The organism is Helicobacter sp. MIT 99-5507 (assembly GCF_003364295.1).
In the GTDB taxonomy this organism is placed as follows: Bacteria; Campylobacterota; Campylobacteria; order Campylobacterales; family Helicobacteraceae; genus NHYM01.
The window spans coordinates 225,066-241,555 of the sequence record NZ_NXLO01000001.1; the positions used below are offsets into that span (position 1 = coordinate 225,066).

At 26.8% G+C, this 16,490-nt stretch carries 21 protein-coding genes; 11 read left to right on the forward strand and 10 right to left on the reverse strand.

Annotated elements, in window-relative coordinates; all coding sequences use genetic code 11:
• Positions 1 to 50: 50 nt before the first annotated feature.
• From CQA42_RS01205 to flgB, 5 genes are read right to left on the reverse strand one after another with little or no spacing between them, the layout of a single operon-like run.
• On the reverse strand, positions 51 to 1,187 hold the full coding sequence (locus CQA42_RS01205) for a CCA tRNA nucleotidyltransferase (protein WP_115582874.1): 1,137 nt from the start codon (positions 1,185 to 1,187) through the stop codon (positions 51 to 53).
• Positions 1,180 to 3,006: a penicillin-binding protein 2 gene (locus CQA42_RS01210; protein ID WP_115582875.1), complete on the reverse strand. Its 1,827-nt coding sequence runs from the start codon at positions 3,004 to 3,006 to the stop codon at positions 1,180 to 1,182. The genes CQA42_RS01205 and CQA42_RS01210 overlap by 8 nt, the downstream gene beginning before the upstream one ends.
• A gap of 12 nt (positions 3,007 to 3,018) precedes the next feature.
• On the reverse strand, positions 3,019 to 3,276 hold the full coding sequence (gene fliE / locus CQA42_RS01215) for a flagellar hook-basal body complex protein FliE (protein ID WP_258865536.1): 258 nt from the start codon (positions 3,274 to 3,276) through the stop codon (positions 3,019 to 3,021).
• Positions 3,277 to 3,332: 56 nt separating this feature from the next.
• On the reverse strand, positions 3,333 to 3,827 hold the full coding sequence (gene flgC, locus CQA42_RS01220) for a flagellar basal body rod protein FlgC (protein ID WP_115582877.1): 495 nt from the start codon (positions 3,825 to 3,827) through the stop codon (positions 3,333 to 3,335).
• Positions 3,828 to 3,838: 11 nt separating this feature from the next.
• Positions 3,839 to 4,270, reverse strand: coding sequence for a flagellar basal body rod protein FlgB (gene flgB / locus CQA42_RS01225; protein WP_115582878.1), 432 nt, complete (start codon positions 4,268 to 4,270; stop codon positions 3,839 to 3,841).
• A gap of 144 nt (positions 4,271 to 4,414) precedes the next feature.
• Between flgB and rfbF the strand changes: the two genes are divergently transcribed.
• The 11 genes from rfbF (at position 4,415) to CQA42_RS01275 (ending at position 13,421) form a co-directional block, all read left to right on the forward strand.
• Positions 4,415 to 5,212, forward strand: a complete 798-nt coding sequence (gene rfbF / locus CQA42_RS01230; protein WP_115582879.1) for a glucose-1-phosphate cytidylyltransferase — start codon at positions 4,415 to 4,417, stop codon at positions 5,210 to 5,212.
• Positions 5,213 to 5,227: 15 nt separating this feature from the next.
• On the forward strand, positions 5,228 to 5,722 hold the full coding sequence (locus tag CQA42_RS08220) for a hypothetical protein (RefSeq protein WP_181881446.1): 495 nt from the start codon (positions 5,228 to 5,230) through the stop codon (positions 5,720 to 5,722).
• The gene (locus tag CQA42_RS01235) at positions 5,607 to 6,296 is read left to right on the forward strand and encodes a class I SAM-dependent methyltransferase (RefSeq protein ID WP_181881447.1); all 690 of its coding nucleotides are present in this window, start codon (positions 5,607 to 5,609) and stop codon (positions 6,294 to 6,296) included. The genes CQA42_RS08220 and CQA42_RS01235 overlap by 116 nt, the downstream gene beginning before the upstream one ends.
• Positions 6,297 to 6,357: 61 nt before the next feature.
• Positions 6,358 to 7,578, forward strand: a complete 1,221-nt coding sequence (rfbG, locus tag CQA42_RS01240; RefSeq protein WP_115582881.1) for a CDP-glucose 4,6-dehydratase — start codon at positions 6,358 to 6,360, stop codon at positions 7,576 to 7,578.
• 9 nt (positions 7,579 to 7,587) lie between these two features.
• Positions 7,588 to 8,802: a radical SAM protein gene (locus CQA42_RS01245; protein WP_220271575.1), complete on the forward strand. Its 1,215-nt coding sequence runs from the start codon at positions 7,588 to 7,590 to the stop codon at positions 8,800 to 8,802.
• Complete coding sequence (locus CQA42_RS01250; protein WP_115582882.1) at positions 8,792 to 9,871, forward strand: NAD-dependent epimerase/dehydratase family protein; 1,080 nt, start codon at positions 8,792 to 8,794, stop codon at positions 9,869 to 9,871. The genes CQA42_RS01245 and CQA42_RS01250 overlap by 11 nt, the downstream gene beginning before the upstream one ends.
• Entirely contained in the window at positions 9,868 to 11,109 is a 1,242-nt protein-coding gene (locus CQA42_RS01255; protein ID WP_115582883.1) for a UDP-glucose/GDP-mannose dehydrogenase family protein, read from the forward strand. The genes CQA42_RS01250 and CQA42_RS01255 overlap by 4 nt, the downstream gene beginning before the upstream one ends.
• A 16-nt stretch (positions 11,110 to 11,125) precedes the next feature.
• Complete coding sequence (locus CQA42_RS01260) at positions 11,126 to 11,518, forward strand: glycosyltransferase (protein WP_115582884.1); 393 nt, start codon at positions 11,126 to 11,128, stop codon at positions 11,516 to 11,518.
• A gap of 262 nt (positions 11,519 to 11,780) precedes the next feature.
• Positions 11,781 to 12,134 (forward strand): hypothetical protein, encoded by a 354-nt coding sequence (locus tag CQA42_RS01265; RefSeq protein WP_115582885.1) that lies wholly within the window; start codon positions 11,781 to 11,783, stop codon positions 12,132 to 12,134.
• 32 nt (positions 12,135 to 12,166) lie between these two features.
• Complete coding sequence (locus CQA42_RS01270) at positions 12,167 to 12,982, forward strand: glycosyltransferase 61 family protein (protein ID WP_115582886.1); 816 nt, start codon at positions 12,167 to 12,169, stop codon at positions 12,980 to 12,982.
• Positions 12,954 to 13,421, forward strand: a complete 468-nt coding sequence (locus tag CQA42_RS01275; protein WP_181881448.1) for a glycosyltransferase 61 family protein — start codon at positions 12,954 to 12,956, stop codon at positions 13,419 to 13,421. Before CQA42_RS01270 ends, CQA42_RS01275 begins: the two co-directional genes overlap by 29 nt.
• Here CQA42_RS01275 and CQA42_RS01280 read toward each other — a convergent pair whose 3' ends face one another.
• Genes CQA42_RS01280 through CQA42_RS01300 form a run of 5 tightly spaced genes read right to left on the reverse strand, consistent with a single transcriptional unit; the run spans position 13,422 to position 16,484 of the window.
• A complete protein-coding gene (locus CQA42_RS01280) occupies positions 13,422 to 13,637 on the reverse strand; it encodes an alpha-1,2-fucosyltransferase (RefSeq protein ID WP_115582888.1) in 216 nt (71 codons plus the stop codon).
• Positions 13,618 to 14,256: an alpha-1,2-fucosyltransferase gene (locus tag CQA42_RS01285; RefSeq protein WP_115582889.1), complete on the reverse strand. Its 639-nt coding sequence runs from the start codon at positions 14,254 to 14,256 to the stop codon at positions 13,618 to 13,620. Before CQA42_RS01285 ends, CQA42_RS01280 begins: the two co-directional genes overlap by 20 nt.
• Positions 14,253 to 15,245, reverse strand: coding sequence for a DUF563 domain-containing protein (locus CQA42_RS01290; protein ID WP_115582890.1), 993 nt, complete (start codon positions 15,243 to 15,245; stop codon positions 14,253 to 14,255). The genes CQA42_RS01285 and CQA42_RS01290 overlap by 4 nt, the downstream gene beginning before the upstream one ends.
• Positions 15,224 to 15,457, reverse strand: a complete 234-nt coding sequence (locus CQA42_RS01295; RefSeq protein ID WP_115582891.1) for a hypothetical protein — start codon at positions 15,455 to 15,457, stop codon at positions 15,224 to 15,226. The genes CQA42_RS01290 and CQA42_RS01295 overlap by 22 nt, the downstream gene beginning before the upstream one ends.
• On the reverse strand, positions 15,435 to 16,484 hold the full coding sequence (locus CQA42_RS01300) for a DUF3298 and DUF4163 domain-containing protein (protein WP_115582892.1): 1,050 nt from the start codon (positions 16,482 to 16,484) through the stop codon (positions 15,435 to 15,437). Before CQA42_RS01300 ends, CQA42_RS01295 begins: the two co-directional genes overlap by 23 nt.
• Between the last annotated feature and the right edge of the window lie 6 nt (positions 16,485 to 16,490).

Here is a 16,490-nt window from a genome sequence, read left to right on the forward strand (position 1 = left end):
TGCCTTATTTTGTATTGAAATATTAAATTTGCGATTATATTTAAAATCTTTTAAGATAAATTTAATTTCATGGCAATTTTAAACAAAATATTTTTATCTTTTATTTTATTTGTGATTGCTTGTATTAATAATTCTTGTTTTATTTGTTTTATTTGCATTTTATCAAATCCTAGATTTAGTAATTTATGCCCATCAATATGTGTTATTTTTCCAATATGATTAAAAACTCTTTTGTAGATTCTGTATTTTTTATTTAATGCTATTTTTAAATGCAAAGCAATATATATATCCTCTATTTTATGATTTAGGAGCAAATTTGCTAGTATAAATCTCACTTCTTTTATATGTTTTTTTTGTATGATTTTTATAAATATTGATTTTATTTCTAAAGTTTTTATGCTTATTTTTGGATGTAGATAAATAAGACTATCAAATATTAAAAATGAAGCATAGATTCTATATTTTGCATTTATATTATTTATATTTGCTGGTATATGCTTAGTATTTAATATGTTATATTTTTTCATTAAATCGAATGCTTTTTTTGGATTCTTGCCACTAAATATTTTTGTGATTTCAGCCCTTATTCGTTCTATTTTTATATTTTTTAATAATTCTTTTGAATTTATTATTGCCTGCAATGTATCATTTGATATATCAAAATCCAATTTTGAACAAAATGATAATGCACGCAAGATTCTAAGGCTATCTTCTTTAAATCTCTCATTTCCATCGCCAATGCATTTAATGATTTTAGAATCTATATCTTTTATACAATCAAACTTATCAATTAATATTTTATTTTTCAAATCATAAGCAATCGCATTAATAGTAAAATCACGTCTTTTTAAATCAGTGTATAAATCATTATGAAATACAACTTTATTTGGATGGCGATTATCTATATAGATTCCATCTAATCTAAAAGTGGTAATCTCGCATTTTATTCCCCTAAATAAAACTCCGATAGTCCCATATTTTTCACCACTTCTAAAAGTTTTATAATCTTTTAGAATATCTAATATATCTTTTGTTTTTGCTCGTGTAGTGAAATCGAAATCATCTGGAATCTTGCCTAAAATACAATCTCTAATACTACCACCAACAAGATACAAATCAAAATTATATAAATCAAATAAATGTGATAATTCAAATATTTGTCTTGGGATAATATTTATATTATTCAATTGGTTTTAAATATCCTTCTTCAACCATTGCTTTTATTATTTTGTTTGCTATTGGAGTTGCAGTTTGTGAAGCATAATAGCTACTTTTTTCACTAGATTCAAATACAACAACACCTATTGTATAGTTTGATTTTTCATCCTTTGCAAATCCAAAAAATGATCCCATATAGTTATTGCCATATTTGCCATTTACTGCAACTCTTGCAGTCCCTGTTTTTCCACCTATTATAATACCTTCTACTTTAGTTTTTTTTGCCGTGCCTTCATCTACTGTTTTGATAAGTGTTTTTTGCATTTTATCTGCAGTATATGGGCTTAATATCATTAGTGGATTATCATTATGGTGAAAATCTATTTTTTTATTATTGCGAGATAATGTATAGTCTCTTAGATATGGAGTGACTAGATATCCACCATTAGAAAATGCGGCATATGCTCTAAGCATTTGAAGAAATGTTACTCTAAGACCATATCCATAAGATACACTTCCTTTATATACATACGATTTAAATGTCGCTTGAGATGGTATTAATCCGTCTTTTTCATATGGTAGATCTATATTTGTAGGAAATGAGAATCCAAATGCTTGAAGTCCATTGTAATAGGATTGCTCATCTAATCGTTGAGCCATTTGCACCATTCCTATATTGCTTGATAACACTATGATATTTTCAGCACTTGCATATTGCCTTCTTATGCTATCTCTAATAGTATAAGAGTCAAGCTTATAAATTCCATTATAAATATTAAAGATTTCATTTGGATTTACAAGTCTTTTTTCTAGCAAAATCGAATATACAATAGGCTTCATAACGCTACCTGGTTCAAATGAAAACTCTGCTACATTTGCATTTAACTTAGAATAATCATTAGATGTTATTTTTTTTGCGTCAAATCGTTGATTTGATGCAAGAGATAGGATTCTGCCTGTTTTTGAATCCATTATCCCAGCTACAATTTCTTTAGATTCTAGATTTTTTCCTGCTTCATCCAATATATTTTCTATTTTTTTTTGCAATTTAAGTGGAATTGTAAGAACTATATTTTGTCCATCAACTCTTCTTTTTAAGATCGCATCTCTTGATAAAATGATATTAAAACCAATATCTCTATATCCACGATAGAATCCATCTTGTTTAGATTCTAAAGTGTTATTGTAAAATTTTTCTATACCTTTTACACCATTTGGTGTGGTAAAACCATCGCTTTCTAATTTATTTGTATATCCTAAAATTGGCTCTGTCAAATCCTTGTATAAATAATCTCTACTCTCACCACTAATCTCAATGCTCAATCCAAATTTGGGCATGATTCTTCCATTTTCCTCATAAGAACGAAAAATTCCATATTTGATAAATTTTTGATTTAGTTGTTTTAGATTTAATGCAGTTTTTGGATTGATACTATAAGATATAGTGATATTTCCATTGCCATTTAGCTTTTCTCTTACATAATATTCATCCATTCCACTATATATTGAAAAAAGCTTAATAAATAAATCCATTTTATCTGGATCTATGCTTTTTTTAAAAACACTAACTTTGTATAGATTCTTACTACTTGCGAGGTTAAATCCATCGCTACTATATATAGTCCCTCTTTGTGCGACTTCTTTTTTTGATGTGATTATTGTTGGCAGTTTTCTTGGTGAAAATACTTTAAAAATAACAATAATTAATAATAAAATAATACAAAAACATATAAAAAAATATAATGCTACTATTCCTAAAGAGCGATTTTGTGGAATATTATTTTGTAAAGATTCATTTTGCTCTGTATTAGAGCTTTGAGCATTGGCATCAAAATCATTATTTTGCATTTAAAATAAATTTTAAACCTGTGTTCTTAAGATTTCTTTATAGGCATTTATTGCTTTATTTCTCACCTCTAGCATTACTTTCATACTTGTTTCTGCTTTTCCTATTGCAATAGCAGCTTGATGCAAATCTTTTATTTGCCCTGTGGCAACATCGCTTAGCGCTTTTTCTGAAGTTTTTTGATCTTTATTTACCTCATCTATTACTTCTTTCATTGTATCCATAAAGTTTTTGTTTGGTGCTTTTTTTGATACGGCTGAATTTGGTGAAATGCTATTAATGTCTAAATTGTTTAATTTAATATCTGCCAAAATATACTCCTTTAGAATTAAGCCTGAAACATTATTATAGCATTATTTGCCATATTTTTTGCACTTTGGAATGCTGCTACATTTGCTTGATAAGCTCTTGTTGCTTCTATTAAATCTGCCATTTCTATCACTGGATTTACATTTGGAAATGCGACATAGCCATTTGCATCTGCATCTGGATGGCTTGGATCGTATTTCATAATAGGAGATCTATCATCTCTAACTATTTTATCTACATATACGCTCATTATATTTGGCTTTGGTTTTTTACCATAGATTCCTTCATTTAATGGATCTTCATATTCTAAGAGATTATTATTTTCTCCTAATTTGTTATTTAACTCTTTATTAAAATCAAATGCCTTAAATATCACTTCTCTTCGTCTATATGGACCGCCTTCATCTGTCCTTGTTGTATTTGCATTTGCTATATTTGATGAAATCACATTTAATCTAAATCTTTGTGCTGATAATCCATATCCGCTTATATCAAAACTGCTTAAAAATGCCATTTAAAAAACCTTTAAATATTTTTTGAAGATTCTAATGCATAAGCAAATATACCTTTGTGTTTTTTGCTCGCATTTACAATTGCATTATACATAATAGAATTTTTTCCAATTTCACTTGTCTCTACATCTAAATCAACACTATTTCCATCATTTCTTGCTAAATGTCCATCTCTATAAAATATAGTCGCTTTATTGTCATTTATATCAAATGGAGGCATGTGCCCTTCATTTGTAGTTGCTAATGGAAGCTTTGATGAAGATTGATTATTAAAAATTTTTGATGCTTCTTTTGATAGATAAGATTCAAAATTCACATCTTGTGGTCTATAAAATGGAGTTGATATATTTGCAATATTACTAGCTATCAAATCTTGTCTAAGTGATCTATAATCTAGAGATTTATTTACTATATTATATACCTTGCTTATCTCAAAGATTCCCATAATCTTCCCTTATAAAATATTTTTGTAATACATAAGCAATATATATTCCATATTTTTTTGATAAATGATACAAAATATAGATAAACTATGTATTTTAATCATGTTATAATATTTGATTTTACTAAGTATATAAGCGAGTGATTTATGAAAGTTTTAATTCTTGCAGGTGGGTTTGGCACAAGATTATCAGAAGAAACAGATATGAAACCAAAACCTATGGTAGAAATCGGTGGAAAACCAATGCTATGGCATATTATGAAAATTTATAGTCATTTTGGTTTTAATGAATTTATAGTGCTTACTGGATATAAAAGCCATATTATAAAAGATTATTTTATAAATTATTATACAAGGTATAGCGATATAACTATTGATATGGCAGATAATACATTTGAAATTCACAAGATTCGGCATGAACCATGGAAAATAACGATGCTTTACACAGGACAAGATACAATGACTGGTGGTAGAATTAAATATGCTAAAGATTATATAAATAATGAAACTTTTATGCTTACATATGGTGATGGTGTCGCAAATGTAAATATAAAAAAATTATTAGATTTTCACAAATCGCATAAAAAATCAATAACAATGACAGCTATACAGCCAGAAGGTAGATTTGGTGCTATAAATATTAGAGAAAATGATAAAAAAATATTAAATTTTATAGAAAAACCAAAAGGTGATAGCAATGGTTATAATGGCGGTGGATGGATAAATGGTGGCTTTTTTGTATGTGAGCCAAAAGTGTTTGATTATATTGATGATGATTCTACTATCTTTGAGCAAGAACCACTAAAAAGATTGGCATTAGATGGTGAATTATATAGCTATTGTCATAATGGATTCTGGAAATGTATGGATACTTTAAGGGATAAAAATGAATTATGCGATATGTGGTTAAGCAATAAAGCTCCTTGGGCTATGTGGTTAAAATAAAAGAAAGGAATAAATATGAATAAATGTAAAAGTTGTGGTAGTTATAGTTTGGATAATTTATTATTTAGAGAAAATGTGCCAGTTTTTCAAAATATGAAATACAAAGATAAAATTGAAGCAGTCAATGCTAAATGCGGGAATCTTGATATAAAAATATGTAATATTTGTGGAATGGCACATAATTTTGCATTTGATAGTAGCTTAGTAGATTATGCAGAATCCTATGAAAACTCTCAATTTTGCAGTGGAGAATATGTAAATTATATCAATGAAATAATTGATATTTTAATCAATAAATATGAAATCAAAAATACAAATATCGTAGAAATTGGTTGTGGTAATGGAAAATTTTTATCAATATTAGCAAAAGAGAGCAAATCAAAAGGTTTTGGATTTGATCCATCATTTAGTAAAGATTCCAATATGGGGGGGGGTAGAAGCAGAAATAGAAATAAAACAAGAGTATTACACTTCACAAAAATTGATAAATCCTGGACTTATTGCATGTAGGCATGTAATAGAACATTTGCAAAATCCCCTAACTTTTTTACAAATAATTAGAAAACAAATAAAAAATAATCCGCTTATATTTTTTGAGACACCAAGATTTGAATGGATATTAGAGAATAATGCATTTTATGACTTTTTTTATGAACATTGCAATTACTTTACAGAAGAATCTATTAGGATTCTATTCTTTAGGGCTGGATTTGATGTGATAGAAATTATTCCATCATTTAAAAATCAATATCAATTAATCTTTGCAAGACCTAAAAAATACAATAGAAATATAACAGATTTGCAAATAAAAAATGATTTAGAAAAATTTAAAAATATCGCTATTTGGGGTGCTGGTGCAAAAGGTGTAACGCTATGCAATATGTTGGATAATGTAAAATGTGTAATTGATATAAATCCAAACAAACAAAATTGTTTTATTCCAAAATCTGGCATTCCAATACTTTCTCTTAAAAATGCTATGCTTAAATATAAGCTAGATTTGATTTTGGTAGTCAATCCAAACTACTTAAAAGAAGTAAAAAATATGATAAATGATGATAGAATTATGATTATAAGCGTGTGATTTGTAGATTCAAGTTTTATTAGGATAGAATCCTGCTCCATCTATATTTTAAGGCAAAAGTATGAATATCTATAAAAACAAAAAAGTTTTTCTAACTGGTCATAGTGGATTTAAAGGCACTTGGCTTTATAAGATATTAGAAACTATTGGTAGCGATGTATTTGGATATTCACTTGCACCTATAACAACTCCTAATCATTTTGATTTACTTGGTAGTAAAGATAGTTTTAGTGGGTTATTTGCTGATATAAGAGATAAAAATAGTTTGCAAAATACCCTTTTATCTTTTAATCCACATATAATCTTTCATCTTGCTGCCCAGCCACTTGTAAGAGAGAGCTACAAAAATCCATATGAAACATTTGAGATAAATGCACTTGGAATCTTAAATTTATTATATATAGTGTATAAAATAAAAGATCAACTTAGCAATTTAAAAGCTATCGTAGTTATTACAACTGATAAGGTTTATGAAAACAAAGAATGGATTTGGGGATATAGAGAAAATGATAGACTTGGAGGATTTGACCCATATAGTGCAAGTAAAGCATGTGGGGAGATTGTTGTAGATTCTATGAGGCAAAGCTTTTTTAATATCGCTGATTTTACTATTTTGCATAATATATTAATTGCTACTGCTAGAGCTGGAAATGTTATAGGTGGTGGCGATTTTAGCCAAGATAGATTATTGCCTGATTTAATAAGAGGAGTGATAAATAAAAAACCAACAATCATTAGAAATCCCTACTCTACTCGTCCATGGCAAAGTGTATTAGAACCTTTGAGAGGATATTTATTGCTTGGTAAAAAATTATTACAAGGTGAGACTAAATTTGCTAGTAGTTTTAATTTTGGACCAGATATAAATGGGAATCTAAAAGTCTTAGAAATGTTAGAGATTGCAAAAAGTATGTGGAATAAAATAAATTATGAAATACAAGAAGATTCTATCAATCCTCATGAAGCAAATTTATTAATGTTAGATACTTCAAAAGCTTATCATTTATTACAATACAAACCTATATTAAATACTATAGATTCTATAGAACATACTATCACTTGGTATAAAAAGTTTGTAGAAGATAAAGAAATAATTACACAAAAACAAATCATAGAATACTTAAATGGGGGGGGGGAATCTCATAATTTAAATCATAAAAACACTTCAAAAAACACTTCAAAAAATAAAAATCATACAAAAACACTAAATTATATAGAGATTCTACTTCTAAATAATTTATCTAACAAATACAAAATCAATCAATCAAAAAATGCTGCATAAAGGAAAAATATGGAAATTTTACGTGCAAAAACAAAAGAATTATTCAAAACAAAATTAAATCAAAAACAAGCTGCAAATTCTAAGCTAAATATAGAAGAATTGGAATCCAAAAAAACGATTTTAGATTCATATCCGCGTAGGATCGTCTTAGAAATGACAAGTGCATGCAATATAAAATGTATATTTTGTGGTAGAGATGAAGCAGAGTTTAATCAAACTTATCTCAAATTAGAAGTATTAGACAAATTATCAAATGCGTTGCAGCATTGCGAGGAAGTAACGCTATTTGGTTGGGGCGAGCCTACAATAAATCCTAATTTTTCTAAATTTCTAGCAAAATTAGATGAAATAAATGTGCGAAAATATTTTGTTACAAATGGAACAAGACTAGATAAGTTTATAGATGATATTTTTAAATATCATGTAGATATTATTGCAATTAGCTTAGATGGCGCAGATTCTAAAGTAAATGACAGCATTCGCGTTGGATCGAAATTTGATAAAATCATTGAAAATATAAGCAAAATCACTGCAAAAAAAGAGGAATTAAATCTTACATATCCATATCTAAATTTTGTATTTGTGGCAATGGAATCTAATATTAGAGAACTCCCAAAAATGATAAAACTTGCAAAAGATTTAAAAATGCAAGAAGTAAAAGTCGTATTTTTGACCGCTTTTAGCCCTGAAATGCTCAAAGAAAGTTTATATAATAAACAAGAATTAGTAAAAAGTGAATTTAGCAAAGCTATGGCTTTAGCAAAAGAATTAGATATTAAATTAAAACTTCCATATTTACAAGGCGAAGATATAGCAGGAGATAAATATCACAAAGATTGCTTTGTAGGATGGAGAGATTTCTTTATAGGTAGTGATGATAGTATCCGCCCTTGTCAAAGCACGAGTTTGAAATTTGGGAATCTTAGTGATTATGATACTTTTGAGGATGCTTGGAATTCAAAAGTTATGCAAGATTTTAGGGCAAATGTAAATGATAATGGGGGGGGGTATGCCTCTTTGTTGCAAATTATGCTATCAAAGCTCGCATGCAAATTGGAACAGAAAATCAAGCTTTATTCAAATTGGCACAGCATTTGCACCAGATTGGGAGAAAAAGAAAAACTAAAGAAGAATCTAAAAAGCCACTTCAATCTTTTAAAATTTTTAATCCAATATTTGCATATCAGCACAAAAATCCATTTAGGAGTGCTGCATGCTAAATAATACAATCATAAAAGAAGATTTCAAATACATATTTAATAATTTAGAAAATAAAAATAAATTTCAAGATTCTACTATTTTAATTACTGGCTGTGCGGGATTTTTGGGATTTTATTTTTTAGGATTTTTAAGTAGCTATGCAAAAGAATTTGGTATAAAAAAGATTATTGGCTTAGATAATTTTATGATTCAAACTCCACAATGGATAGATGAACTACAAAAAACATATAGCAATTTAGTAGAAATACAAAAATTTAATATTATCACTGATGATATAGATAATATAAAATATGCAAAAGAAGCAAATTTCATCATTCATCTAGCAAGCATTGCATCACCAACATTTTATAGAAAATATCCAATAGAAACGCTAGATGCAAATATTTGGGGGCTTAGGAATCTTTTTGAATTTTATAAAGATAAAAAAATAGATGGCTTTTTATTTTTTTCAAGCTCAGAAATATATGGCGATCCAGAATCTAGCCAGATTCCAACAAGTGAAGATTATAGAGGCAATGTATCTTGCATTGGTCCGCGAGCTTGTTATGATGAATCAAAACGATTTGGCGAGACTATGTGTTATTTATTTGCTCAAAAATATCACATGCCAATAGGCGTTTCTAGACCTTTTAACAATTATGGTCCGGGTATGAATATCAATGATAAACGTGTCCCAGCAGATTTTGCAAAGGCAATAGTAGAAAATAGAGATATTGAAATTTTTAGTGATGGCACACCAAAAAGAACATTTTGCTATATAAGTGATGCGATTTGTGGCTATCTAAAAATTTTACTTTATGGAAAATTTGATTTTTTTAATATTGGTATTGAAAAAAGAGAAATAAGTATAAAAGAATTAGCAGAGATTTATAAAGAAATTGGGATTAGATTATATAACTACAAAGGTGATATAAAACTCTCAATTTCTAGTGATAAAGACTATCTTACACATAATCCAAATAGAAGATGTCCAGATATCACAAAAGCAAGAGAATTGCTAAATTATAATCCAAATATTGATGTATCTAGTGGAGTTTTTAGATTCCTTAGTTTTTTAAAGGATTCTAAATGAAAATAGCAGTTTTTGGACTTGGCTTTGTTGGATTAACCACTGCTGTAGGATTTGCAAATAAGGGCTATGAAACTTTTGGATTTGAAATAGATAGATCTAAAATCACAACTATCAAAAATGGCAAAGCTCCATTTTTTGAAAATGGGCTAGATTCTGCATTACAAGCTGTAATCAATAATAATCTACATATCACAGATGACATAAAAGAAGCGCTAGATTGTGCTGATATTATATTTTATTGCATTGGAACACCTATGAGTGAAGATGGGAGTGCTGATTTATCCTATCTTTTAGAAGCATTAAAAATGAGTGCAAAATATATAAAATTATGCAAAAAAGTGCCAATTTTTGTTATCAAATCTACGATTCCACCAAGTAGCCTAAAAGAAATATTTTTACCATTTTTACAAAATTTAGGTTTAGTAGAAAATATAGATTTTATTTTGGCTAATAATCCAGAATTTTTAAGAGAAGGATTTGCTTATGATGATTTTATGAATCCAGATAGAATTGTGATTGGTGCAGATTTTGAGATAGATAAATTAAAAGATCTTTATTCAAAATTTAATGCTCCAATATTTTTTGTAACACCAAATACAGCAGAATTTATCAAATATCTAAGCAACACAATGTTATCTATGATGATAAGCTATGCAAATGATATGAGTGTGATAGCAAAATCTATTGGAAATATAGATACAAAAAAAGCATTTGAAATACTACATTTAGATAAAAGATTCTTTGGGAATCCTGCAAATATTACTAGCTATATTTATCCGGGTATGGGATTTGGTGGGTATTGTCTTCCAAAAGATACGCTAGCATTGTATAAAAAATCAAAAATGCAAGGTTATGAAAGCAAATTGATAAAAGAAATATTAGATATTAATAATAAAATTATTGATTTTCATATCAATACTATTGATGAAAATCTAAATACAGATATTGGAATCTTAGGGCTTAGTTTTAAGCCAAATAGTGATGATGTTAGAGATTCTAAATCATATATTTTAATAAAAAAATTACTTGATAAAGGATACAAAAATATACATGCTTTTGATCCTATATCAAATGATATTTTTCATAATACTTATGGATTAGATATCAAATATCATTCTAGTTTAGATTCTATAATACAATCTTGTAAAAGCTTGATTATATCTACCGCATGGAGTGAGTTTAAGAACTTGGATTGCAAGATTGTAGATAAAAAAATATATAATTTTAGATATATATAAAAAATAAGGAGATTTGATGGGCTTGCTTACAATAGCTTTTCCAACATATAAAAGACCATTTAGAATAAAAGAGGCAGTAAATGATACGCTAAAAATGGACTGCAATGAGATTGAGGTAATAGTTTGTGATAATAATGAAGATTATCAAACAAGAGATTTGTTATCTGATATAAAAGATTCTAGATTTAAATATTATAGAAATAATAAAAATTTAGGCTTATGTGGCAATTTTAAGTCTTGTATAATGAATGCAACAGGGAAATTTGTGCTTATTATTAGTGATGAAGATAGAATAAATCCTAGTGCAATTTATGATATTTTAAATATTATAAAAGAAAATATTAGGGGGGGGGCAGCAGCAAATTTCAGAAATTGTATCTGGAGTAGCCTATATAGAAGAACAAGATAGATATTATGTAGCTCCACCAAAAAATAAAAATCAATTTCTACCTCCACTAAAAGCCAAAAAACACCCACTTTATAAACTCTTACGAAGCTATATTTCAGGATTTTTATTTAATACAAAAATAGCGCAAAATATTTATACAAACAAAATAAAAGAATTTGAAGATTCTGAAATTTATTTTTATTATCCATTTTGGATTGTAGGCTGGCTTGGGCTAGATTCTGGTGGTTTATATACTTATAATTCTAAACCATTAATATTAAAAATGCAAAATGAACAATTTGGATATGTAGAAGATACAAAACAAGCAAATAAATTATTTAGTTTTAAATCAGAATTGCAATGCCTAAGAGATAGAATCCATCTATCAAAAAATGATAAACCTCTCATTCAAAGCAGTCTTGATGCATATAATATATCTTATATAAAATATGTAATATTAAACAATGACAAAACTATTTCATGGACAGACGCATTCAAAGAAATCAAAAAAGCGCTAAAAGAAGGTAGAAAATATTATCGTTTAAGCATAATTCATTTTTATTTTTTTGACTATATTAATAAAATAAAAGCAATTATTAAAAAAACAATTAAGTATAAGCCAAAATATAAAATATAATTCCATTATCAAATTTGCAAAAGGATTGGGTAATGGATTCTATAAAAATTCAAATAAGTGATAAAATAAAACAAGATTCTCTTGAATATAAAAGTATAAAAGATTCTAATAAACAACTAAATATTTATAATGTTGCAAAAATACTTTGCAGCGATGAAGATTCTAATAATGAATCATTAAAACAACTAAAAAAAGATTTTTTAGATATCAATAAAAGAATCTTTAAAATACCGCTAAATGAATTTAAGATTTATCACCAAGATGAAGCAAAGATTTGCTCATATGGTGGTTTGTTTGTAGAAGACAAAATAATAAAACAAAGCCTAAACTCTACTACAGCTAGCAAACATCAACAAAACACCTTTGATAAAATACAATATCATAGTAAAAATATTTTCAATAAAGAAAATCTAAAATCATTGCTTAAAAATAAATATTTTAAATATTTAGGAAGAGAATCTAAAAAAAATAAAGCAATATTTCAAGATCCAAACAAAGCAAAAATATTATTTTTCTGCGAATATTGGTCTAATTTTTATCATTTTATTTTTGAGGCATATCCAAGGCTAGTAGAGCTTATTAAAGAATGCAAAAAGAAAAATCTAGATTTTTATATCATAGCTCCACCAAAATATAGAAAACTCATGCAATATCATAAATGGTTTATTGATGAGATGTTTGAGAGCTTAAAAATTAGCAAAGATAAGGTTTTATATCTAGATCATCAAAACTATGATATTAAAAATATTTATTATTGTTCTAATCCACAATGCAATGGTAAATACACTCTTGAGAGCTTAAATAAACTAAAAGCGTATTGTGCAATTAGGGGGGGGGCAGCAGCATAAAATAGATATTATAGATAGAATTTATATAAGCCGCAAAAAATCCCCACGAAGATACTTAAGCAACGAAAAAGAAATCATTGAAATTTTAGAGAAACAATTTAACTTCAAAGTGCTATATATGGAAGATTATAGCTTATGTAAAAAAATCAATATTATGCAAAATGCAAAAGTGGTGATGAGTATAGAAGGCACAAGCCTAATAAATGGCTTATTTATGAATGCAAAAGATTCTAAGCTCATCGCACTTAGAAGTTTTGATATGACAGAGCATATATTTATCATATCTTCTATGTTTAAAAATATAGAATTTCTACCAATTGTATGTGATATAAAAAATAAAATTGGAGATTCTGCATTTTGGGTTGAAAGTGATTTATACCTAGATAAAGATTATCTAATCAAAAAATTAAAAGAATATGAAATAGAGCCAATAAATTAATTATATTTTTACCCAATGCTTTGGAATGAAGTGATTTGTATTATCGCCAATATTTCCAAGCCAATTTTTTGGTGTTATTATCAATTTTGCATATTTATTTAAATATGCTCCAAAATAGCTAAATGATGAATTTGCTGTTATTAAATATTTACATTCTTTCATAAGGATTAAATCTTTATAGCTATTTTTTCCTCTATTAAAATCTATAATATCCACCCCCCCTATTTTTACTTAATAATTTCATAAAATCATTTTTTACAAATTCTATATCATCACTAAAAATAAATATATGCATATTTTTATCATTAATAAAATTTATTGCATTTTTATAATAATCCAAGCTTAAGCCAATTCCACCTTGAAAACTCAAAAAATCCCCTCTTCTTATATGGATACCTAGTGAGTTTGTTGATTTCATTTTATTGATTATTTCTAGATTATATAAATCTAGTTTTTCTCTAATTTCTAAAGTATTGATTAATTCATTTCTTATAAAATCAAAATATTTCAAATTCATAAAATACCCAATATACACTTCAAATGGCTTTTTATTGATATGCAAAAATTCATCTTCATTTGTATAGACCTTTGCTAATTTAGATTGAATTAGCAATTTTTTATAAATCTTGAACATAATATTATTAGAATAAAACCAAATATTGTATGTTGGATTTATATTAAAAATCTTGCATAGCTCCTCACCATTATGCTGATTTTTTCCAAAAGTTTGGTTTGTTATTATTGATACATCATTGTATTTTGATTTTAATCCTAAATAAAATGCATATTGAAATATTTGATTACCAAGTCCAGAAAACAAAACAACGCTTTTCATATGATTTCATATTCTATAAGTTTAGATTCTAGATATTTTACATCAACTCTTAAATTGCTAAAAAACCAAGCTTCATTATTATGATTTAATATTTCATCATCAACATCACACACAATACAATAAAAATTCAAATCAAACATAGAAGCACTAAATTGATTAAACTCTTGCATATCATAAGATCGAAGACCAACTATATTAGAATCTTTTGGCATAAATATCATACTTGTTAGATTTGTCCCATCAACGCCAATAATATTTTTTGCTCTCATCATTATATTTACTCTATCTTTAAAGCTTAAATCTTCCATATCAATTTCAATAAAACCATGATTTGATAAAAAATCTATAACCTCTTTTTCATTATTTACCTTTCTTCTATTAGCTTTTTTTCTTGATATATAAATATTTTGATATTCCCATACAAAATCTTTATCATAAAAATATTGCTTTATTTTTTGTATTGATTCAAAACTTACAGATTTATTGTATTTTATATGCGTTGGTAAATATACATTTTTAAGAGATATAAAAGCTGGTGATATAAGAATATTTGTATGATTTGTATAGATTCTATCTTTTTCTTTTATATCTAGTGTTTCAAATATTGGATTTATAAAAGATTTATACAAGGATTCTGTTAAAAATTCACGTTTTTTAGGTGGCACAACAACGATAAAATCTCTATTTTGCTCTCTAAATATTTTAGTGATTAAATAAAGTCTTGGATATGCCTCTAAAATAAAATGTGTAAAGTTATCAAACCAAGGACAAAAAAATATAATTTTTGGCGTGTTTGATCTTGATAATTTGTATGATTTTGTGAATCTATAAAAAAACTGCTTTATTAGCTTTTTTATTTGTTTTATAATACTCTTATCATTTATAAAAGTATTATATGAATTTTGTAAATCTGTATTTAGCTGCCCACATTCAAAATGAGATAATGCTTCTTTGATGAGTTTGTCATCTACAAATACCCCCCCCCACAGCTAATTTTTGCTTCAGTGAAATGTAGTATTTTAAATTCTTCTAATTTAAATTTCATTTGTCTTTGTATGGAGATTCTCTCTCTTTTGTTTCCAAGCACATTTAATCCCACTAAATTTTGCATTTGAAAACTTCCAAATTTATTTTCATCTACCATACTCATAAATTCAATGGAACTATCTTTTATCTTATTATTTATTGTTACTTCTAGCATTGTTAATTCTCTTATTTATATAATCTTTAACTACTCCATCTTTTAGCCAGTCTTTTATTTCATCAAAACTAATTTTTGTAGTAATCATTCCAGATACATAAGGTGCTATTTGATAAATATCCCACATAAAAATAATTCCATCTGATCTTATAAAAAATGAACTTGGCAAAGTATCAATAGGAAAAATAAATAAACGATCTTTTTGAGGCTCTAAATATGAAGATAAAAGTGCTAAAAATTCATCGTCATTATTTATATCAAATACTTCTTCAAATTTGCTTGGGAGTTTTTCTCCACTATTTATATCATATAACTGCATAGTTTCCATGCTATATCCATGTGCTCCGCCTGTATATTCATATATAAAAGTATCAATCTCTAAAATATCATCATCAATATAGGCTACACTATCATTGCTACTAAAATTTACATTAAAGTCTATCTCACCATAATCATTCATTTTATCTTGCAATGTAGAATCTAGATTCTCTTCTAACTCTTCTATATTAAGGGCATTTGACATAGATTTATTTAATACATCTACATTTTTAAATGAACTATCTAAAATAATAGGTTTTGTAATCACATCTTCATAAGTAACTTCACTTCTATATTTATCATTTACATTGATTTTTTTAGATATGCTGGATTCTACAAAATATATTTTATTTAGCTTTGCATTAGAATCTTGAGTAAAACTAAAATCTACTCCATTATAACTTCCATTTATAAAAAGCATATCATTATTAAGCCCAAATTTTAAATCCTTAGAATCTAGCATGATATCAATATTTATATTATCTTGTTTTGGAAGTTTAATATTTGCAATATATTTTCTATCATAATTTTTTTTGATATGTAAATAAGCTTCTTGTTCTACTCCATCATATTTTCCATACAATAGATAAAATGCCTCCATATCATTTTTAAGATTTAAAGATTCTCTAAAATTTGTGCTATCAAGCTTTTGTAATGATTCTGCAAATAGCGAAAATACTAAAGTAAAAATCAATAATATCTTTTTCATACTAAA

Coding starts and splice junctions, on each gene's coding strand:
- CQA42_RS01210 (WP_115582875.1), bottom strand. CDS start 3,006: ATGCAAAATAATGATTTTGATGCCAATGCTCAAAGCTCTAATACAGAG.
- flgC (WP_115582877.1), bottom strand. CDS start 3,827: ATGGCATTTTTAAGCAGTTTTGATATAAGCGGATATGGATTATCAGCA.
- flgB (WP_115582878.1), bottom strand. CDS start 4,270: ATGGGAATCTTTGAGATAAGCAAGGTATATAATATAGTAAATAAATCT.
- rfbF (WP_115582879.1), top strand. CDS start 4,415: ATGAAAGTTTTAATTCTTGCAGGTGGGTTTGGCACAAGATTATCAGAA.
- CQA42_RS08220 (WP_181881446.1), top strand. CDS start 5,228: ATGAATAAATGTAAAAGTTGTGGTAGTTATAGTTTGGATAATTTATTA.
- rfbG (WP_115582881.1), top strand. CDS start 6,358: ATGAATATCTATAAAAACAAAAAAGTTTTTCTAACTGGTCATAGTGGA.
- CQA42_RS01245 (WP_220271575.1), top strand. CDS start 7,588: ATGGAAATTTTACGTGCAAAAACAAAAGAATTATTCAAAACAAAATTA.
- CQA42_RS01250 (WP_115582882.1), top strand. CDS start 8,792: ATGCTAAATAATACAATCATAAAAGAAGATTTCAAATACATATTTAAT.
- CQA42_RS01255 (WP_115582883.1), top strand. CDS start 9,868: ATGAAAATAGCAGTTTTTGGACTTGGCTTTGTTGGATTAACCACTGCT.
- CQA42_RS01260 (WP_115582884.1), top strand. CDS start 11,126: ATGGGCTTGCTTACAATAGCTTTTCCAACATATAAAAGACCATTTAGA.
- CQA42_RS01265 (WP_115582885.1), top strand. CDS start 11,781: ATGCAAAATGAACAATTTGGATATGTAGAAGATACAAAACAAGCAAAT.
- CQA42_RS01270 (WP_115582886.1), top strand. CDS start 12,167: ATGGATTCTATAAAAATTCAAATAAGTGATAAAATAAAACAAGATTCT.
- CQA42_RS01285 (WP_115582889.1), bottom strand. CDS start 14,256: ATGAAAAGCGTTGTTTTGTTTTCTGGACTTGGTAATCAAATATTTCAA.
- CQA42_RS01295 (WP_115582891.1), bottom strand. CDS start 15,457: ATGCTAGAAGTAACAATAAATAATAAGATAAAAGATAGTTCCATTGAA.
- CQA42_RS01300 (WP_115582892.1), bottom strand. CDS start 16,484: ATGAAAAAGATATTATTGATTTTTACTTTAGTATTTTCGCTATTTGCA.